21 protein-coding genes are annotated in these 13891 nt (G+C 39.3%); 10 read left to right on the top strand and 11 right to left on the bottom strand.

Annotation, left to right across the window (positions count from 1 at the left end):
* Positions 1-136 precede the first annotated feature (136 nt).
* Positions 137-1135 (bottom strand): nuclease-related domain-containing protein, encoded by a 999-nt coding sequence (locus FPQ10_RS06860; protein WP_144162304.1) that lies wholly within the window; start codon positions 1133-1135, stop codon positions 137-139.
* Between the two features lie 111 nt (positions 1136-1246).
* Between FPQ10_RS06860 and FPQ10_RS06855 the strand changes: the two genes are divergently transcribed.
* From FPQ10_RS06855 to FPQ10_RS06840, 4 genes are all read left to right on the top strand, one after another.
* Complete coding sequence (locus FPQ10_RS06855; RefSeq protein WP_144162301.1) at positions 1247-2071, top strand: lipoate--protein ligase family protein; 825 nt, start codon at positions 1247-1249, stop codon at positions 2069-2071.
* A gap of 126 nt (positions 2072-2197) precedes the next feature.
* Positions 2198-2947, top strand: coding sequence for a hydrogen peroxide-dependent heme synthase (gene hemQ, locus FPQ10_RS06850; protein ID WP_144162298.1), 750 nt, complete (start codon positions 2198-2200; stop codon positions 2945-2947).
* A gap of 423 nt (positions 2948-3370) precedes the next feature.
* A complete protein-coding gene (gerQ, locus tag FPQ10_RS06845) occupies positions 3371-3913 on the top strand; it encodes a spore coat protein GerQ (RefSeq protein WP_216687281.1) in 543 nt (180 codons plus the stop codon).
* Between the two features lie 311 nt (positions 3914-4224).
* On the top strand, positions 4225-4740 hold the full coding sequence (locus tag FPQ10_RS06840; protein ID WP_144162295.1) for a sigma-70 family RNA polymerase sigma factor: 516 nt from the start codon (positions 4225-4227) through the stop codon (positions 4738-4740).
* A 43-nt stretch (positions 4741-4783) separates the two neighbouring features.
* Here FPQ10_RS06840 and FPQ10_RS06835 read toward each other — a convergent pair whose 3' ends face one another.
* Genes FPQ10_RS06835 through FPQ10_RS06820 form a run of 4 tightly spaced genes read right to left on the bottom strand, consistent with a single transcriptional unit; the run spans position 4784 to position 6182 of the window.
* On the bottom strand, positions 4784-5014 hold the full coding sequence (locus tag FPQ10_RS06835) for a hypothetical protein (RefSeq protein WP_144162292.1): 231 nt from the start codon (positions 5012-5014) through the stop codon (positions 4784-4786).
* Positions 5001-5651, bottom strand: a complete 651-nt coding sequence (locus tag FPQ10_RS06830) for an alpha/beta fold hydrolase (RefSeq protein WP_186278590.1) — start codon at positions 5649-5651, stop codon at positions 5001-5003. Before FPQ10_RS06830 ends, FPQ10_RS06835 begins: the two co-directional genes overlap by 14 nt.
* 19 nt (positions 5652-5670) lie before the next feature.
* Positions 5671-5961 (bottom strand): hypothetical protein, encoded by a 291-nt coding sequence (locus tag FPQ10_RS06825; RefSeq protein WP_144162286.1) that lies wholly within the window; start codon positions 5959-5961, stop codon positions 5671-5673.
* An 11-nt stretch (positions 5962-5972) separates the two neighbouring features.
* Positions 5973-6182 (bottom strand): helix-turn-helix transcriptional regulator, encoded by a 210-nt coding sequence (locus FPQ10_RS06820; RefSeq protein WP_144089631.1) that lies wholly within the window; start codon positions 6180-6182, stop codon positions 5973-5975.
* Between the two features lie 197 nt (positions 6183-6379).
* Between FPQ10_RS06820 and FPQ10_RS13040 the strand changes: the two genes are divergently transcribed.
* The 3 genes from FPQ10_RS13040 to FPQ10_RS06810 all read left to right on the top strand — a co-directional run bounded on the left by FPQ10_RS13040 (position 6380) and on the right by FPQ10_RS06810 (position 8305).
* A complete protein-coding gene (locus tag FPQ10_RS13040; protein ID WP_186278589.1) occupies positions 6380-6544 on the top strand; it encodes a hypothetical protein in 165 nt (54 codons plus the stop codon).
* Positions 6545-7151: 607 nt separating this feature from the next.
* Positions 7152-7769: an NUDIX hydrolase gene (locus FPQ10_RS06815; protein WP_144162283.1), complete on the top strand. Its 618-nt coding sequence runs from the start codon at positions 7152-7154 to the stop codon at positions 7767-7769.
* A 227-nt stretch (positions 7770-7996) separates the two neighbouring features.
* Positions 7997-8305, top strand: a complete 309-nt coding sequence (locus tag FPQ10_RS06810) for a YfzA family protein (RefSeq protein WP_144162280.1) — start codon at positions 7997-7999, stop codon at positions 8303-8305.
* Positions 8306-8483: 178 nt separating this feature from the next.
* On the opposite strand, the gene FPQ10_RS06805 is transcribed toward FPQ10_RS06810, so the two are convergent.
* The 3 genes from FPQ10_RS06805 to FPQ10_RS06800 all read right to left on the bottom strand — a co-directional run bounded on the left by FPQ10_RS06805 (position 8484) and on the right by FPQ10_RS06800 (position 9452).
* Positions 8484-8756: a GNAT family N-acetyltransferase gene (locus FPQ10_RS06805; protein ID WP_255439764.1), complete on the bottom strand. Its 273-nt coding sequence runs from the start codon at positions 8754-8756 to the stop codon at positions 8484-8486.
* A gap of 55 nt (positions 8757-8811) precedes the next feature.
* The gene (locus FPQ10_RS13035; RefSeq protein WP_186278588.1) at positions 8812-8988 is read right to left on the bottom strand and encodes a hypothetical protein; all 177 of its coding nucleotides are present in this window, start codon (positions 8986-8988) and stop codon (positions 8812-8814) included.
* Between the two features lie 104 nt (positions 8989-9092).
* Positions 9093-9452, bottom strand: coding sequence for a hypothetical protein (locus FPQ10_RS06800; protein WP_144162275.1), 360 nt, complete (start codon positions 9450-9452; stop codon positions 9093-9095).
* 89 nt (positions 9453-9541) lie between these two features.
* Here FPQ10_RS06800 and FPQ10_RS06795 point away from each other — a divergent pair, with 89 nt between their 5' ends.
* Positions 9542-9811: a hypothetical protein gene (locus FPQ10_RS06795; RefSeq protein ID WP_144162272.1), complete on the top strand. Its 270-nt coding sequence runs from the start codon at positions 9542-9544 to the stop codon at positions 9809-9811.
* On the opposite strand, the gene FPQ10_RS06790 is transcribed toward FPQ10_RS06795, so the two are convergent.
* The 3 genes from FPQ10_RS06790 to FPQ10_RS06780 all read right to left on the bottom strand — a co-directional run bounded on the left by FPQ10_RS06790 (position 9808) and on the right by FPQ10_RS06780 (position 11648).
* Entirely contained in the window at positions 9808-10632 is an 825-nt protein-coding gene (locus FPQ10_RS06790) for a GNAT family N-acetyltransferase (RefSeq protein WP_144162269.1), read from the bottom strand. The two genes, FPQ10_RS06795 and FPQ10_RS06790, sit on opposite strands and share 4 nt — an antisense overlap.
* An 84-nt stretch (positions 10633-10716) precedes the next feature.
* Positions 10717-11376, bottom strand: a complete 660-nt coding sequence (locus FPQ10_RS06785; protein ID WP_144162266.1) for a phosphatase PAP2 family protein — start codon at positions 11374-11376, stop codon at positions 10717-10719.
* Positions 11377-11387: 11 nt separating this feature from the next.
* Entirely contained in the window at positions 11388-11648 is a 261-nt protein-coding gene (locus FPQ10_RS06780; RefSeq protein WP_144162263.1) for a hypothetical protein, read from the bottom strand.
* Between the two features lie 228 nt (positions 11649-11876).
* Here FPQ10_RS06780 and FPQ10_RS06775 point away from each other — a divergent pair, with 228 nt between their 5' ends.
* Both FPQ10_RS06775 and FPQ10_RS06770 read left to right on the top strand, forming a co-directional pair.
* Positions 11877-13022, top strand: coding sequence for a conserved virulence factor C family protein (locus tag FPQ10_RS06775; protein ID WP_144162260.1), 1146 nt, complete (start codon positions 11877-11879; stop codon positions 13020-13022).
* 235 nt (positions 13023-13257) lie between these two features.
* Positions 13258-13455, top strand: coding sequence for a cold-shock protein (locus FPQ10_RS06770; RefSeq protein ID WP_144162257.1), 198 nt, complete (start codon positions 13258-13260; stop codon positions 13453-13455).
* The last annotated feature ends 436 nt before the right edge of the window (positions 13456-13891 follow it).

Raw genomic sequence — 13891 nt, 5'->3', positions numbered from 1 at the left:
AACTTCAGCAGTCACAGCGCTAACTTCAGCAGTCACAGCGCTAACTTCAGCAGTCACAGCGCTAACTTCAGCAGTCAGAACACCCATTTCAACAGTTGAACTGCTAGATTTAAAGTTCAATACAAATTTTTAATAATTACTGCTTCTTTTGTTTTATAAAATCCTTGCTATAATCAAATTCCAGTAAATATTTGCTTGCACTCGTTTTACCAGTGCCTCTTAATGATTTCCGCAACATATATCTCGCACTGCTCTCAGACTCCAACCGAACAAACTCTCTAAACTCTCGATTCGTGATTGTCTTGTTTCCAAGTAAATAGTAATCTTTCAACGCCGAAATATGTGCATCTATGGAGCGGTGTCCACATTTAATGCATTCCCAGCGTCGATTTTTGCGTTCCATGCCTAGGTGTGTGCATTGTGGGCAGCAAACGCCTGGTAGAATTTCTTCAAATTCTAGTTTCCATCGCTTGAGGATGTTCGGTGTATAAGGTGTATGGGCTTTTGCGATTCTTTGGGCAAGGTGTTTAGATTCTCGAAGATTCATATACTCTTGCTTGTATTTTTGATTGATTTCTCGGAGTTTACTGGATAGTTTGCTGAGTGGAATGACGCGATCACGAAAGTAATCTGTTCGATCGGAGGCTTGGAGGATCACATGTGGATGGGTCATGACAACAAGGGTTTCAATAGGTAGAGGTGGAATTTGTTGATGCTCTAACCAAGTGGCGAACTGGAATTTTTGTTCTTCCACTTGAACGATCGGGTCGTCATATACTTTTTCAGTGGTATGTGGGCTTGGGTGTTGAATTGTTTGTGAAAAATCATTTCGGAATAGTACTTGCCCACGATAGGCTTTGACTTCAATTGCGAGTAAAAACCTTGGTGTTACGATTAAGGTGTCGATTTGAAAAAAGGTGTGATGGTATGGAAGTCGAACGTCATGAAGGGTAAAATGCTTGAAGTCTAGTTTGCTGAGAGAATAATCAAGGCGCTGTTCACCGTGATAACCGGCCTTCTCTCTGCTAAGTCGTTCGGCAACTTTTGAATAATTCGGATGGTTCTGGGGTAATCTTCTCAAGAGGTTTTCTAGCATGAGGGAATAAATTGTGGGAATATGGGGCTTGATAATCAATACATAATCTCCTTTCGATCTAGTGTACTTTTATTATATATTTGCTTAGGAAATAAACAAGTTCGATATTTGTTATAATTGGGGCAGTTATAGAGAAAAGGACGTTGACCAATGAAACATGAATTACTAAAACTGAATCAGCTAAATTTAATTGAAGACACTAATCCGGACAAATCTGATGTTCTTTCTTCATTCGCGATGGATGACACACTCTGCATGTCTGCTGGTGAAAGAAATGAATCAACCATTCGATTCTGGGTCCACCGACCGACAGCCGTATTAGGCATTCCGGATAGTCGATTGCCTCATATCGATGAAGCAGTCGACTATTTAACGAATCAGCAGCATGATGTCATCATTCGTAATTCCGGTGGGCTTGCTGTTGTTTTAGATGAAGGAATTTTGAACATTTCACTGATCTTCCCACATGGAAAAAACATTGATATACATGAAGGCTATCAAGCGATGGTTTCGTTTGTTCAATGGATTTTTGAAGATGAGCCAATTGAAATTGAGGCCTATGAGATTGAGGACTCTTATTGTCCTGGAACCTATGATTTAAGTGTGAATGGAAAAAAGTTTGCAGGTGTTTCCCAACGCCGTGTTAAAGATGGGACAGCCGTTCAAGTTTATTTAGCTATTGAAGGAAGCGGCTCCAAACGTGCAGAACTTGTCCGACAGTTTTATCAAATTGGTAAAAATGATGAAGAAACGAAATTCACCTATCCTGAAGTCAATCCGGAAGTGATGGTAACACTAGAAGAAGTCCTCAACAAACCGATGTCGGTTGAAGACTTGGTGAACAAAATAAACCAAAAACTTACGGACAGTGGTGTTCAACTCACCAAAAAAGTATTGAATGAACAAGAAACAGAGTGGTTTGAAAAACGATTGAACATGATGAAAAAAAGAAACGAGCAAATTAATAGCCAATGAACGGCTCAACCAAATCACCCCTGTTCAATCGTAACAAAACGTTCGTTGCTCTTACTCTAACCTGACGAGCAACTATGTTATAGTGAAATTGTGTGAAATAAAGTTATAGAAAAGGAGTGACAAACCATGCCAGCAGCTGAAGCAGTTGAAACATTAGATGGTTGGTATTGTTTACATGACTTTCGTTCCGTCAATTGGTCCGCTTGGAAAAAAGCCTCTGAAGATGAGCGCAAACAAGCGATTCAAGAGCTTAATCAATTGATGGGTGATTGGGAAGATGTCGAAAAAGAAAAGAACGGAAGCTTCGGTTTTTATACCATTGTTGGTCAAAAAGCTGATTTGCTTTTCATGAACCTTCGTCCGACGATGGAAGAATTAACTGAATTAGAAATGGCATTCAATAAAACAAAAATTGCCGAGTACTTAGAACCTGCTTATTCCTATGTATCTGTTGTTGAGTTATCAACGTATATGTCAAAGGCAGAGGATATGGAAAAAAGCCCTGAAATTCAAGCACGTTTGCATCCGATATTACCGAAATGGAACCACGTCTGTTTCTATCCAATGGATAAACGCCGGGAAGTCGACGACAACTGGTATTCAATGGAGTTTGAAGAACGTGGCCGCTTGATGTATGATCACGGCATGACTGGCAGAAAATATGCCGGTAAAGTACGTCAAATGATCACCGGCAGCATGGGCTTTGACGATTGGGAGTGGGGTGTCACGCTTTATGCGCATGATATCCTTCAGTTCAAAAAATTAATTTATGAAATGCGTTTTGATGAAGTCAGTGCTCGTTTTGCTGAATTCGGTTCGTTTTACATCGGTCATCGTAAAGAACGAGACGACTTAGACGGGATTTTTTCCGTATAATGAATGTATGCGTGTGAGATCTTTATAGATTTCACACGCTTTTTTATTTCCTCAAATAATTAACTTGCCAATCGCAGTAAGTTCTATTGACCTCCACACCACGCTTCTTCTCAAAAATTCCTTTTTAAAAGAATGTTTCCGCATTATCTACATATATATGGATACAGTGGTACGCCTAAAGGAATGGGGTGATGCTTACTTAGCATTCACCATGTACACAGAGACTTATTTTGGAAAGCTCGTTCGAATCAATACTTCTTAGGAGGTCGATGATTGTTGGATGAATCAAAACAAGATCAGCAAGCGCCTGAACAAAAGGTGAACGAACAAGACCAGCGTGGTATGGAAAGCAAGAAGAAAACACCTGGATACAAACAACCCGCCTATGAACATTACCAACCACAACAAGGAGAAAAAAAATGGATGCCGCATGATCAGAAACAACCAGGCACGTGGTATAATCAAGGAAATCAACAACAGGGGCTATATCAGCCTCCTCAATACGGAAATCATAGTATGGGTCAAGGAGGATGGGGATCTCCTCCACCGCCACAGCCAAACCAGCAGCAAGGCGGAGTATCTATGCAATATGGTCAGCCATCCGGTTCCATGAATCAAAACCCGGCAAACTTCCAAGCCGGCGGAATGCCTCCAAGTGGCGGCTCACCTATGACAATGACGTATTCACCTCAAGGCAGTATGCCAGGTGCTGTCGCTCCAAGAGAACAATCCTATATTGAAAACATTCTGCGTTTAAATCGAGGCAAACCGGCAACCGTTTATATGACATTCGAAAACAACACAGAATGGAATGCCGAAGTTTTTCGGGGAATTATCCGTGAAGCCGGTCGTGACCACATTGTCCTTGAAGATCCCCGAAGCGGTCGCTGGTACTTACTACTGATGATTTACTTGGACTATGTTGTATTTAATGAACCATTGAATTATGAATATCCATATGCGTAAAAATTTCTTACCCCGTATCACTTGAAAACAAGTGATACGGTTTTTTTATTCAAATGTCCCACCTTTTTCAAGTTCGTTACGATTCTATTCATGAGTGCACAGATTTATAGAAACTTGAAAGTCGACTGAATTTCCGAGTTTTTATCTACAAATTTTGATAAATCACTCATAGAACATGTTCTATTGAACCAATAATTTTTGATTTACAATAAAACAGAGATTTTACGAATGTTGGATATTCGAGTAAATTATAATCGCTAGCGGTAAAATGGGGCAGAGACCGGTCTCCTTTTGAGGAGGAGAAATTTCAAGTGTTGCAGCAAGGGGGAAATCGAGAAAGAGACGTAGAATTCGAACATGTATTTATGGAATATAAAAAAATGATTCATCACTTAATCCATAAATACCATATTCAAGATCCACAAGGGGAATTTTTTCAAGAAGGCATGATTGCCCTATGGGATGCTTATCAACGATATGGCGATCGAGATTCTTTTGGGAAAATGGCTTACATAACCATCCGTAGCCGGTTGATTGATTTGATTCGCAAGAAAAACCGTCGAGCAGACAAAGAAACGGCGACTGATCTTGTCAGTGAATCGGCTTATACGGATGAATCCATCGACTCATTTGATCCATTTTTCTGGGAGCGAATCCAAAATGCACTGACCGATAAACAGTGGGTTTTTGTTCGCCGCAAAATCATCGAGGGCAGAGCGTATAAAGATATTGCCGAACTTGAATATACAACTGTTGATGCCGTAAAGGGTTGGGGGAAGGAAGTCAAAAAGAAACTGAAGACTCTATTAGAAGCAGATTTTAAATAATAGAAACAGAGCATCCAAACGTGTCGAGTTGGATGCTTCTTCCTCATTGTTCAGGCATCGTATACGTTACAAAATGACCATTGCTCTCTTCCACCACTCGGAAAATATCGTCCAGCACTGCTTGAGCACGTTCCTCAGAGTCATACTTGCCGACAATTTCACTCCACTTTTGTAAAGGGTGCCACTGAATGATTCCTTCAATCTTTTTACCTTTGATCAGTAGTTGATTTACTTGCAGCAATGAATCTTGATCTTGTGCTTTAACCCAAATCATCTAAATTCCCCCCTTTAAAATGACCGTTTTCCAAAAATTGCTTGACGAAATTTGCTGTTCGTTTTTTGTGGTGTATTTCTAGATGGTGATAAGGTAGTATAATGAAATCCTTGAATTCATCCATCGGAACGGATGACAACTCGACTTTACCGTCATTTTCTTCACGAATGAGCCTACCCAGTAATCCTTTTGACTTTGTACCTGCCATCGCACCGATTTCTACCCCATTCGGCGCCTCAATATTTAACTGATCAATATACGCTCGATCCAATGATTTTAATGTTCTGAACCTCGAAACATACCACTTCATCCTGCCTGCTAAAGTTGCAAGATAGCTACCTCGGTTCGGTGTCGCAATCAGCACGGCTCTACCAACCTGCCGAACGATGTCTTCATCCATCAACAAATGACGAATTACCAATCCACCCGTACTGTGACCGACCAAATGAATTTTTTCATTAGGATGAGTATGTTTTTGAATAAATTCTTTTAATACGACTGTACTAAGGTCAAACTCCTGATAAGTCAATGGTAGCGTTGGTACGAGACAGTCATAGCCCCAACTCTCCAAATCCTTTTTCATTGAGAAAAAATCTTTTTTATCTCTATAAAACCCGTGAACTAAGATGACTTTCATGATCATGCTCCTTTAACAATTAAACGGTTCTTCGACTGATCAAGATAGTAACGGCATGCAAGATGAATAAACCTGTTAGTAAAAACCATATAGCATCCCTGTATCCTTCATAAGTCATTGAGTATCCATGGTCATTGATCAACTCGATGACTAACCAACCAAGCGGCATAAGCGGAAAAGCGATGCTATACGATCGGTTTAAAATTGTTTGTCCTCGTTCATCCTTACCTTCCGAGCTCCATTGGAATTTCAATGAATAATAGACTGACCAAAAGAAAACAATAACGTAAAACAATGCAAAAAATCCCATCCTCTTCCCTCCTATTGATATAAAAAGATATCTTCCACTCCAACATCAAATAACCTTGCCAGCTCAAATGCTAGTTTCAATGATGGGTTATAACGATTTTTTTCAATCGAAATAATCGTTTGTCGACTGACCCCAACTTTCTTTGCGACATCTTGCTGCGAATATCCTTTTTGGGCACGATATACGGCTAAACGATTTGTTAATTGACCACTTTCAAACAAATTCGTCACCACCCTTCTCTAACTATAGTATAGTATTTTTTACATATAGTAAACTATTTTTTACATAATGGGCAAAGTTGAAGAAGACTGAGATGACTTCCATCTACAGATGTATTTAAAAATCAATCGCTGTTCTGTTAAACGAACTTGAGAAATTCTTTAAGATAAAGTTAATCAATTAAACGGAGGTCAAAATAATGATCAATAATCATGCGGAAAAAATCGAGCGGTTGAATGAGCTAAAGAGGAAATATGGCAGTCAAACTTACGTTGCTTCTAAGCCTAAGCGAAAGAGACTTGTTTTCAGAGGTTACTTAGATCGATGGATGAAACACTTTCTAACAAAAAGCCCTGCTTCATAAGTACAATATGGAGATCCCCAGGGAGCGATTTCTAAGCACTGACTTCGGTTGGTGCTTTTTTCTTGCTAAAACATTTTAAAATTGAAGGTTTTTAGATTAACACTGAAGAAGCGTGCATTAACGCTGAAGAAAAGCACTTTAACACTGAAGGTGCTCGCATTAACACTGAAGATCAGCCTTTAACACTGAAGATGCGCGGATTAACACTGAAGAAAAGCAAATTAACACTGAAGAAGCGCACATTAACACTGAAGAAAAGCAAATTAACACTGAAGAAGCTCACATTAACACTGAAGACCCGCGCATAAACACTGAACGCAAATTAACAGTGAAAGCACTTTTCCTAACTCATCTCAACACAAGAATCAAACAAGCGACTGAGGCGATTGCCATTGCATAGTATCCGGACAGCATAAACCGATCTTTACCCTTTCCTTTCCGGTGCTCAAAAACAACCATGGTCACAAAAAACAAAATAGCTAATGAGAAAATCCATGCGCGGATTATCAATTCATCAACTCCCATCAAATATATAATTAGCCACTTAACTGAATATTCTTCTATTCATTGTTATAATTAGAGTAACACAAAACCGGAGTGAAGCGAGATGAAGAAAGAAGAATTACTAAAACGACTTGAGTCCCACCAACCAGACATTCTAGGAATGCCAAATACGAGAGAGCATGCTGTTATCTTACCAGTGATTGAAAAGGCAGAGGATTTACACATTTTATTCGAAGTTCGATCACAGCGAATGAGTAGACAACCTGGCGAAGTATGCTTCCCCGGAGGCAAAATAGATTCAGGAGAAACACCTCAAGAAGCTGCATTAAGAGAAATGCATGAGGAAATCGGGATCCATCCGGACGAGGTGTCATTTGTACGGAAACTTGGCATGGTCACGACCCCATTTGGCGTTAAATTACATGTTTTTATTGGCTTTTTGCCATCGGATTTAAATCTAACACTCAACCCAGATGAGGTTGAAGAAGTGTTCTCAGTACCTTTTACTTTCTTCAAGAATAACCCAGCCATCGATCATTATATTCATATGCATATGGAACCAGATGAAAAGTTTCCCACAAAAGATATACCGAACGGAAAGAATTATAAGTGGCAGAAAGTTCATTATCGAGAAAACTTTTATTACTACAAAAACTACGTTATCTGGGGACTGACGGCTTTAATTGTCGCAGACTTCGTGGAACGCTTTCAGATTCGGTAATAATTAAAAGGTTATTACCTGGATTAAAGGACTCGGAACCATAGTGGTTTCAGTCCTTTTTTGTTATAGGTCTAGATTGCACGAATAGACTTACCACGGTAACCATTTAAATAAATTCAGTATTTTTAAAATTTTCCCGTATACACTGGTATAATATAGTAAGAGTTATTTGCCTTCATTCATCAGGCCATAAGATCCTCATAAAATGGATAGAGGGAAGTGAACAAATGACGGACAAACAAAAAAAGGGACGTTTCAAGCGACTAAAATGGTGGATTTCTTCTCTGAGTATATTTGTTGTTTTTATGATCGTGTTTTTTATTGTTGAAGGAACGATCTTTGAGCCAAACTTAAACGATTCGGATAACGTAGCAGGTAAAGCTGCAGATTGGCTGGAGGAATCGGAGCTCTTTAATGTATGGTTTACCCCTTTTAATTTTCCGTGGTTTAATTTGGTTACACTTTTATATATTGTTTTTTTGCTTGTAAGTGCAATAGTAGATACGTTTTCTTTAAAGAGGGATAAACAAAATTAAGATTCATGCAATTCGATGCAGTTCATGCCTAAGTTGTTAAATTGAATCATTACTCATAAAAAAGCACCGCCAAAGGCAGTGCGAATTAATCTTCTAAGTTCATATAATTTGTAATACGCAACGATATGTTCTTTTCTCGTAACGTCTCTTAGGAAAACCGTAGATCTCTCGTTTTTGCTTATCCTTTATAAACGTCTTGATAATCATCGTTTTTTGCCAACTTATGATCGGCATATGAACAAGATGCCACCAGTTTCTTATCGTGCTTACGCGCGTACTCCACCATTGCGTCGACTAACTTCCCACCAGTACCTTTTCCTTGCATGGATTCAGATACCTCTGTATGAGTGACTTCCAGTGTATTTTCATCCACTTTTTCAAAGACGATCTGTGCATCGGGATTTGATTCATCGCCTACAAATAATTGATTTGCACCTTCTTGAATTTCCATGTAAATGCCTCCTTAAACTCGTGTCTCTTTAGTATATTCCCAAACAACTCCGTATTCAAAACGAAGTATGAAAAGTCTGGTCGATATTCATTTCGACTGCTTCGATCGCCAACGATTGCTCTTCAAATTTTCCTTGGTCTTTATAATAGTTGAACATAAAATAAGTCAAAATAGTTACGAGAATAATGACTACCAAAATAACAATGACAGCAAGCGACCCTTTTTTCTTCATTCGAATAGCTCCTTTCGGTTATTGATTCTTTTCATATCCATTCGTATGTATTTTTCATTTTTCTCATGCCATCCGACAAATGCGACGACCATTGTCAAAGTCGTTCAGAGGAACAAAATAAGCCACCAAAATTCAGCATATTCACGTAACGCTTGTAAAAGAGGTATGCCACTTTCGATCATTTTTCCAAAAACAAGGAAAAAGAAAATTGACCCGATTGTTTTCAACCATTCTTTAACCACAAAAAAGGCAAAGCCTCTTTTTCTCGCTTTTTTCCACCTTCGATAAAATCTTTCTTCGGTTACTTCCTTCGCTTCGAATTCAAAAATCATCGTCAATAAAAATAGAGTCGATATAAATACATAATAAAACGTTTGATAATAAATGTCCAAATAGTACGGAATGGAAAATAGAATAAAGTATAGAACAAGAATGACTGCACGTTGGAACTTTTGCTTATTCAATAGCATACACCTCGTAAAGGATTTAATCTCTCTTATCATACTGCACCGTCCCCAGCGTAAAATGATAGTAAGACGGGCAGGTGCTGATCATGACATTTCTTCACTATGCAATTGCGTTTTTCATCGTATTGATTTTCACCGGGATCCTCCGGTTTCTTCAACTTCAAAACCGAATATGGGTGGAACTTTATCTATTCGTCTTTGCCCCATTGACGGGTCTTTCGCTACTCTGTCTCTTACTTGTCTTTATGCAAATAAAAGCAGCCGTATTTTTAGAAATCGGCCGCTTCTTGTTGATTTATTCTGTTCTAGGAATTCTTCTGGGCTATTGCTGGCAATCCATCATCAAACGCTATTAAACGTTGTATTCGTAAAAATGCTGCGTTCGATAAATTTCAAAGCCGACAGGTTGATACAAGTTTTCAATCGAGACGTTTTTCGTATTGACTTCAACGAAAATGGAATGGCCATCCTCTTTTTCCTGCCGAACAACTTCAATCAAAGCGCTTTTTCCAATGCCCATTTTTTGGTACCTTTCATCAATCGCAAAACCAAAGATATAACTCTCGAGTCCTTCTGATTTCAAACGAATCTTTCCAACGGCTTCTCCTTCATATTCAATCATATAAAGACGGTGTGCCAGTTCTTCTTTATACATCCGCGTCATGCCCTCAGCTTCCTCACGCGTTAAATTGAATGCTTGCTGATCGAGCTCCACAATGCGGTCGAAATCTTTTCGTTCTGCCATACGCAGTTGAACATCTAGCTGCTGCTTCGGTAACTCGGTCGCTTTCCAACGCATTTCATACTCTGAATAAGCATATTTAGCGCCAATTTCATCCAATGTTTTTTCTGCGTCTTTTGCGTTTTCAGGTGCACTAATATAAATCGTATCAACACCATTCTTACGAACAACCTCAGTAGCTTCATTTAAAAGTTTCGTGAAGATTCCTTTTTGCCGATGCTCCGGATGAACCATTCCACTTAATTCGTAGGCTCCTCCGATATAATAAAGTGCAGCGTACCCTAACAATTGACCACCTTCATAATAGAAGAAATCTTCATCATCCGATTTGCGGTCAACCAAAAAGTACCAATCCAATTTGAGTTCAACTTGATCTGCTTCCTCAGAAAGCATTTTCAAACGATCGATTGAACGTAATTGATCTGGAGTTAACATGTAAAACCCCTCCTCTTCCCCCTTGAGGTGAATGTCTTTTTATTGTATTAAACTGAGTTAAAATTCCAAGTTTTTAGCTCGCAGTCATGTATTTTTTCGAATGGTTATTTCCAAAATGGTAATATTCGTTGCTAGCCAGGCGAATCCGAGTAAAAATCCACCAATGACATCACTCGCATAATGTACGCCTAAATAAATACGACTGAACCCAATCAAAAAGATGAGGACGCTCAGAACAATCCCGACAATCCATTTGGTAACCACCGGAAACCGACTTCGAATAATCAAATAAATAATAAATCCATAAAACACCATAGGACCCGTCGAATGGCCACTTGGAAAGCTGTATCCCGTGCCATCATATTCTTGGATGAGATTCGGTCGGTCTCTTTCAAAAAGTTCTTTCAAACTCGATGTGAGAACGGAAATCCCTATCATCGTAACAGTAAAATAAAGAACACGCCACAATCGATTACTGGGATAAAACAACAATATAATTCCAACGATAATGGAACCCGTGGCAATCAGCCAGACCGCCCCTAATTCGGTAATGAATCCAAAAATCGAATCCAACGTGTCCGACTGTATAGATGAAACAAATTGAGAAGCCATCTGGTCGATTTGAAATTTCTCTTTTTCAAAAACATCATCTGCTATTTCAGCAAACAAGAAAAAGGCCCCGCCGATTAAGACAATGGCCAAAACAATCCAAATAAGATTTTTTTGAAGGAATTGTTTAAACAACACGACTCACCCTAAAAGATGATTGATGAAAAAAACATATTCATTAAATAATCCACAAACGTAAAACCAAACAATGCGACACTTGCAACAAGCAATCCTAATGAAACATATATATTAAACGCTTCTTGATGCTTTTTCCAATAATGTAACGTAAATACGGCATAAATCAAACCAATGAGGAAGAAAATTGGCCAAAATATAATTGTTACAGGGCTTACGAATAAATAAACGACATAAATAATTAGTAAAAAATAAGCTGGTATGTTTCCCATTGATATCCTCTCCGGTTCCGATGAACGTATGTATATTGAAATTGAATAGCCGCTCTTAAATATATTTGCTAAGTGCGTTACTTATTAACTATTTACCACAATTCTTTTTAAAGTAATCTTTTATCGTAATCAAATACATACGTCCAGAATGCGAAGTTTATTCTCATTATCACGGACGCTCGCTTTTCAGCATTGATTTTTGCTAAGATGGAAGGAGAGGTGATTGTTATGAAAATTAAATCCATTGAACCGACACCAAGTCCATATTCAATGAAAATTAATGTGACGGAAACATTACCGGATGGTCAAACGGAAAACTATAAATTAGGTGATGACTTAACCGATGCACCTACATATGCAAAACAACTATTTGAAATCGAAGGCGTGAAAGACCTTTATCGCGTCATTGATTTTATTGCGCTAGAAAGAAATCCTAAAGTTCCTTGGGAAGAAATCCTACCTCAAGTAAAAGAAGTGTTTGGTGAAGAAGAAAGCAATGAAGTTCATGATGCTGGACAATCGGACCAACCAGAAGAAGAAGCTTTCGGCGAAGTGAAGGTTTTCTTTCAAGTGTTCAGGAATATTCCCGTACAAGTTAAGTTGGAAGATGACGAAGGTGAGACTCGCTTCGGGCTTGATCAGCGATTTATGCATGCCGCGATGGAAGCGTCTGAAAATGCGGATTACTTAGCTGAACGTAAATGGGTCGAACAAGATCCACGTTATGGAAACCCAGGTGAAATCGGGCAAGATATTGTCGATGAAATCGAAGCTTCCTACGATGAAGAGCGTTTGAATCGACTTGTTGAAATGGCAAAAGCGAATGAAACTGCTGGTCGCTCCGTTTTTTCAGAGCCGATTACAATAGAAGATTTAGAAGTCGATGACTGGAAAGAACGTTACCGGAAACTTGAGCGCATGCCTGATCCGACCGTCGAAGACCTGCCTGTTTTGGGTAAAGCGTTGGACGATGCGAAAATGTCCATCCGTCGCTTGGCAACTGCCTATTTAGGAATGATCGAAGAAAAAGAAGTCCTTCCTTATTTGGAAAAAGCCTTAAAAGATAAAACAGTTACCGTCCGACGCACAGCTGGCGATTGCATGTCCGATATCGGATTTACAGAAGCAATCCCTGTCATGATTGAAACATTAGAAGATAAAAGCCGCATTGTCCGTTGGCGAGGTGCGATGTTTTTATATGAATACGGCGATGAATCAGCCATTCCAGCTTTAGAGAAAGCATTGGAAGACCCAGAATTCGAAGTCCGCATGCAAGCGAAAATGGCACTCGGCCGAATCCAAGGTGGAGAAGCTGCACAAGGCTCCATTTGGAAGCAAATGAGTGAAATGATTGAGAAAAAAAATAAAAATTAATCAGCTGTATAGCCTAGTTTAAGAGGCTTTTCCATCGAATTTAAAAAGTTTTTTCCAAATCAATACAGAAAATGGTATCTTTTTTAAATGAGCCGTGCTATACTAAGGTTAACTTAATTGTTCGGCTAGCAATACAAGATCCAGGTTTCATCTTACGAGGTAGAACATCGTCTTGAATTATTATAAGAACAACCAAAGTAATACTCGTGCAAAAATGCACAACGGAGGAATTTCTATGAACACAGGTTCAGTAAAATGGTTTAACGCAGACAAAGGCTTCGGTTTTATCGAAGTTGAAGGTGGAGACGATGTATTCGTACACTTCTCAGCAATTCAAGGCGAAGGTTTCAAAACTCTAGATGAAGGTCAACAAGTTACTTTCGATATCGAAGAAGGCAACCGTGGACCACAAGCAACTAACGTTGTAAAATAATTCAATCGAATTAGTGAAAAGCCCTCCTGGTTACAGAAGGGCTTTTTATTTTGTCTAAAAATATAAGTTGAACTGATCGTATTGTTAGCGGCTGGCTGATTGTTGAGGGGTGACTGTTGAAGCGGGAAGCATCAGGAATTACTCGACTTCCGTGCGTCTCGTTACCCAAATGAGTACTTGTGCAGCGTGAAATGTCGTCGTGAACGTGTCTCGATGGAAGCTCCAAGATTTACTCATCTTCCGTGCTTGATAGACGCTCTCGATTACGGAAGCTCCAGGATTTGCTCGGCTTCCGTGCTTGATAGACGCTCTCGATTACGGAAGCTCCAGGATTTGCTCGGCTTCCGTGCTTGATTGGCGCTCTCAGCAACGGAAGCTCCAGGAGTTGCTCGGCTTCCGTGCTTGATAGACGCTCTCAGCAACGGAAGCTCCAGGA

This window comes from Allobacillus sp. SKP2-8, assembly GCF_007559355.1.
Taxonomy (GTDB): Bacteria; Bacillota; Bacilli; order Bacillales; family Alkalibacillaceae; genus Allobacillus; species Allobacillus halotolerans.
Note: the sequence above shows the minus strand (reverse complement) of the source record. Positions and strands in the feature narration are given on the sequence as shown.

Bases quoted from the DNA above. Each gene is read 5' to 3' on its own strand.
- hemQ (WP_144162298.1), top strand. From the start codon at position 2,198: ATGCCAGCAGCTGAAGCAGTTGAAACATTAGATGGTTGGTATTGTTTA.
- FPQ10_RS06790 (WP_144162269.1), bottom strand. From the start codon at position 10,632: ATGTTAACTCCAGATCAATTACGTTCAATCGATCGTTTGAAAATGCTT.
- FPQ10_RS06770 (WP_144162257.1), top strand. From the start codon at position 13,258: ATGAACACAGGTTCAGTAAAATGGTTTAACGCAGACAAAGGCTTCGGT.
- FPQ10_RS06780 (WP_144162263.1), bottom strand. From the start codon at position 11,648: ATGGGAAACATACCAGCTTATTTTTTACTAATTATTTATGTCGTTTAT.
- FPQ10_RS06835 (WP_144162292.1), bottom strand. From the start codon at position 5,014: ATGATTTGGGTTAAAGCACAAGATCAAGATTCATTGCTGCAAGTAAAT.
- FPQ10_RS06830 (WP_186278590.1), bottom strand. From the start codon at position 5,651: ATGAAAGTCATCTTAGTTCACGGGTTTTATAGAGATAAAAAAGATTTT.
- FPQ10_RS06810 (WP_144162280.1), top strand. From the start codon at position 7,997: ATGACGGACAAACAAAAAAAGGGACGTTTCAAGCGACTAAAATGGTGG.
- FPQ10_RS06775 (WP_144162260.1), top strand. From the start codon at position 11,877: ATGAAAATTAAATCCATTGAACCGACACCAAGTCCATATTCAATGAAA.
- FPQ10_RS06815 (WP_144162283.1), top strand. From the start codon at position 7,152: ATGAAGAAAGAAGAATTACTAAAACGACTTGAGTCCCACCAACCAGAC.
- FPQ10_RS06825 (WP_144162286.1), bottom strand. From the start codon at position 5,961: ATGGGATTTTTTGCATTGTTTTACGTTATTGTTTTCTTTTGGTCAGTC.
- FPQ10_RS06855 (WP_144162301.1), top strand. From the start codon at position 1,247: ATGAAACATGAATTACTAAAACTGAATCAGCTAAATTTAATTGAAGAC.
- FPQ10_RS13035 (WP_186278588.1), bottom strand. From the start codon at position 8,988: ATGAAGAAAAAAGGGTCGCTTGCTGTCATTGTTATTTTGGTAGTCATT.
- FPQ10_RS06805 (WP_255439764.1), bottom strand. From the start codon at position 8,756: ATGGAAATTCAAGAAGGTGCAAATCAATTATTTGTAGGCGATGAATCA.
- FPQ10_RS06795 (WP_144162272.1), top strand. From the start codon at position 9,542: ATGACATTTCTTCACTATGCAATTGCGTTTTTCATCGTATTGATTTTC.
- FPQ10_RS13040 (WP_186278589.1), top strand. From the start codon at position 6,380: ATGATCAATAATCATGCGGAAAAAATCGAGCGGTTGAATGAGCTAAAG.
- gerQ (WP_216687281.1), top strand. From the start codon at position 3,371: ATGCCGCATGATCAGAAACAACCAGGCACGTGGTATAATCAAGGAAAT.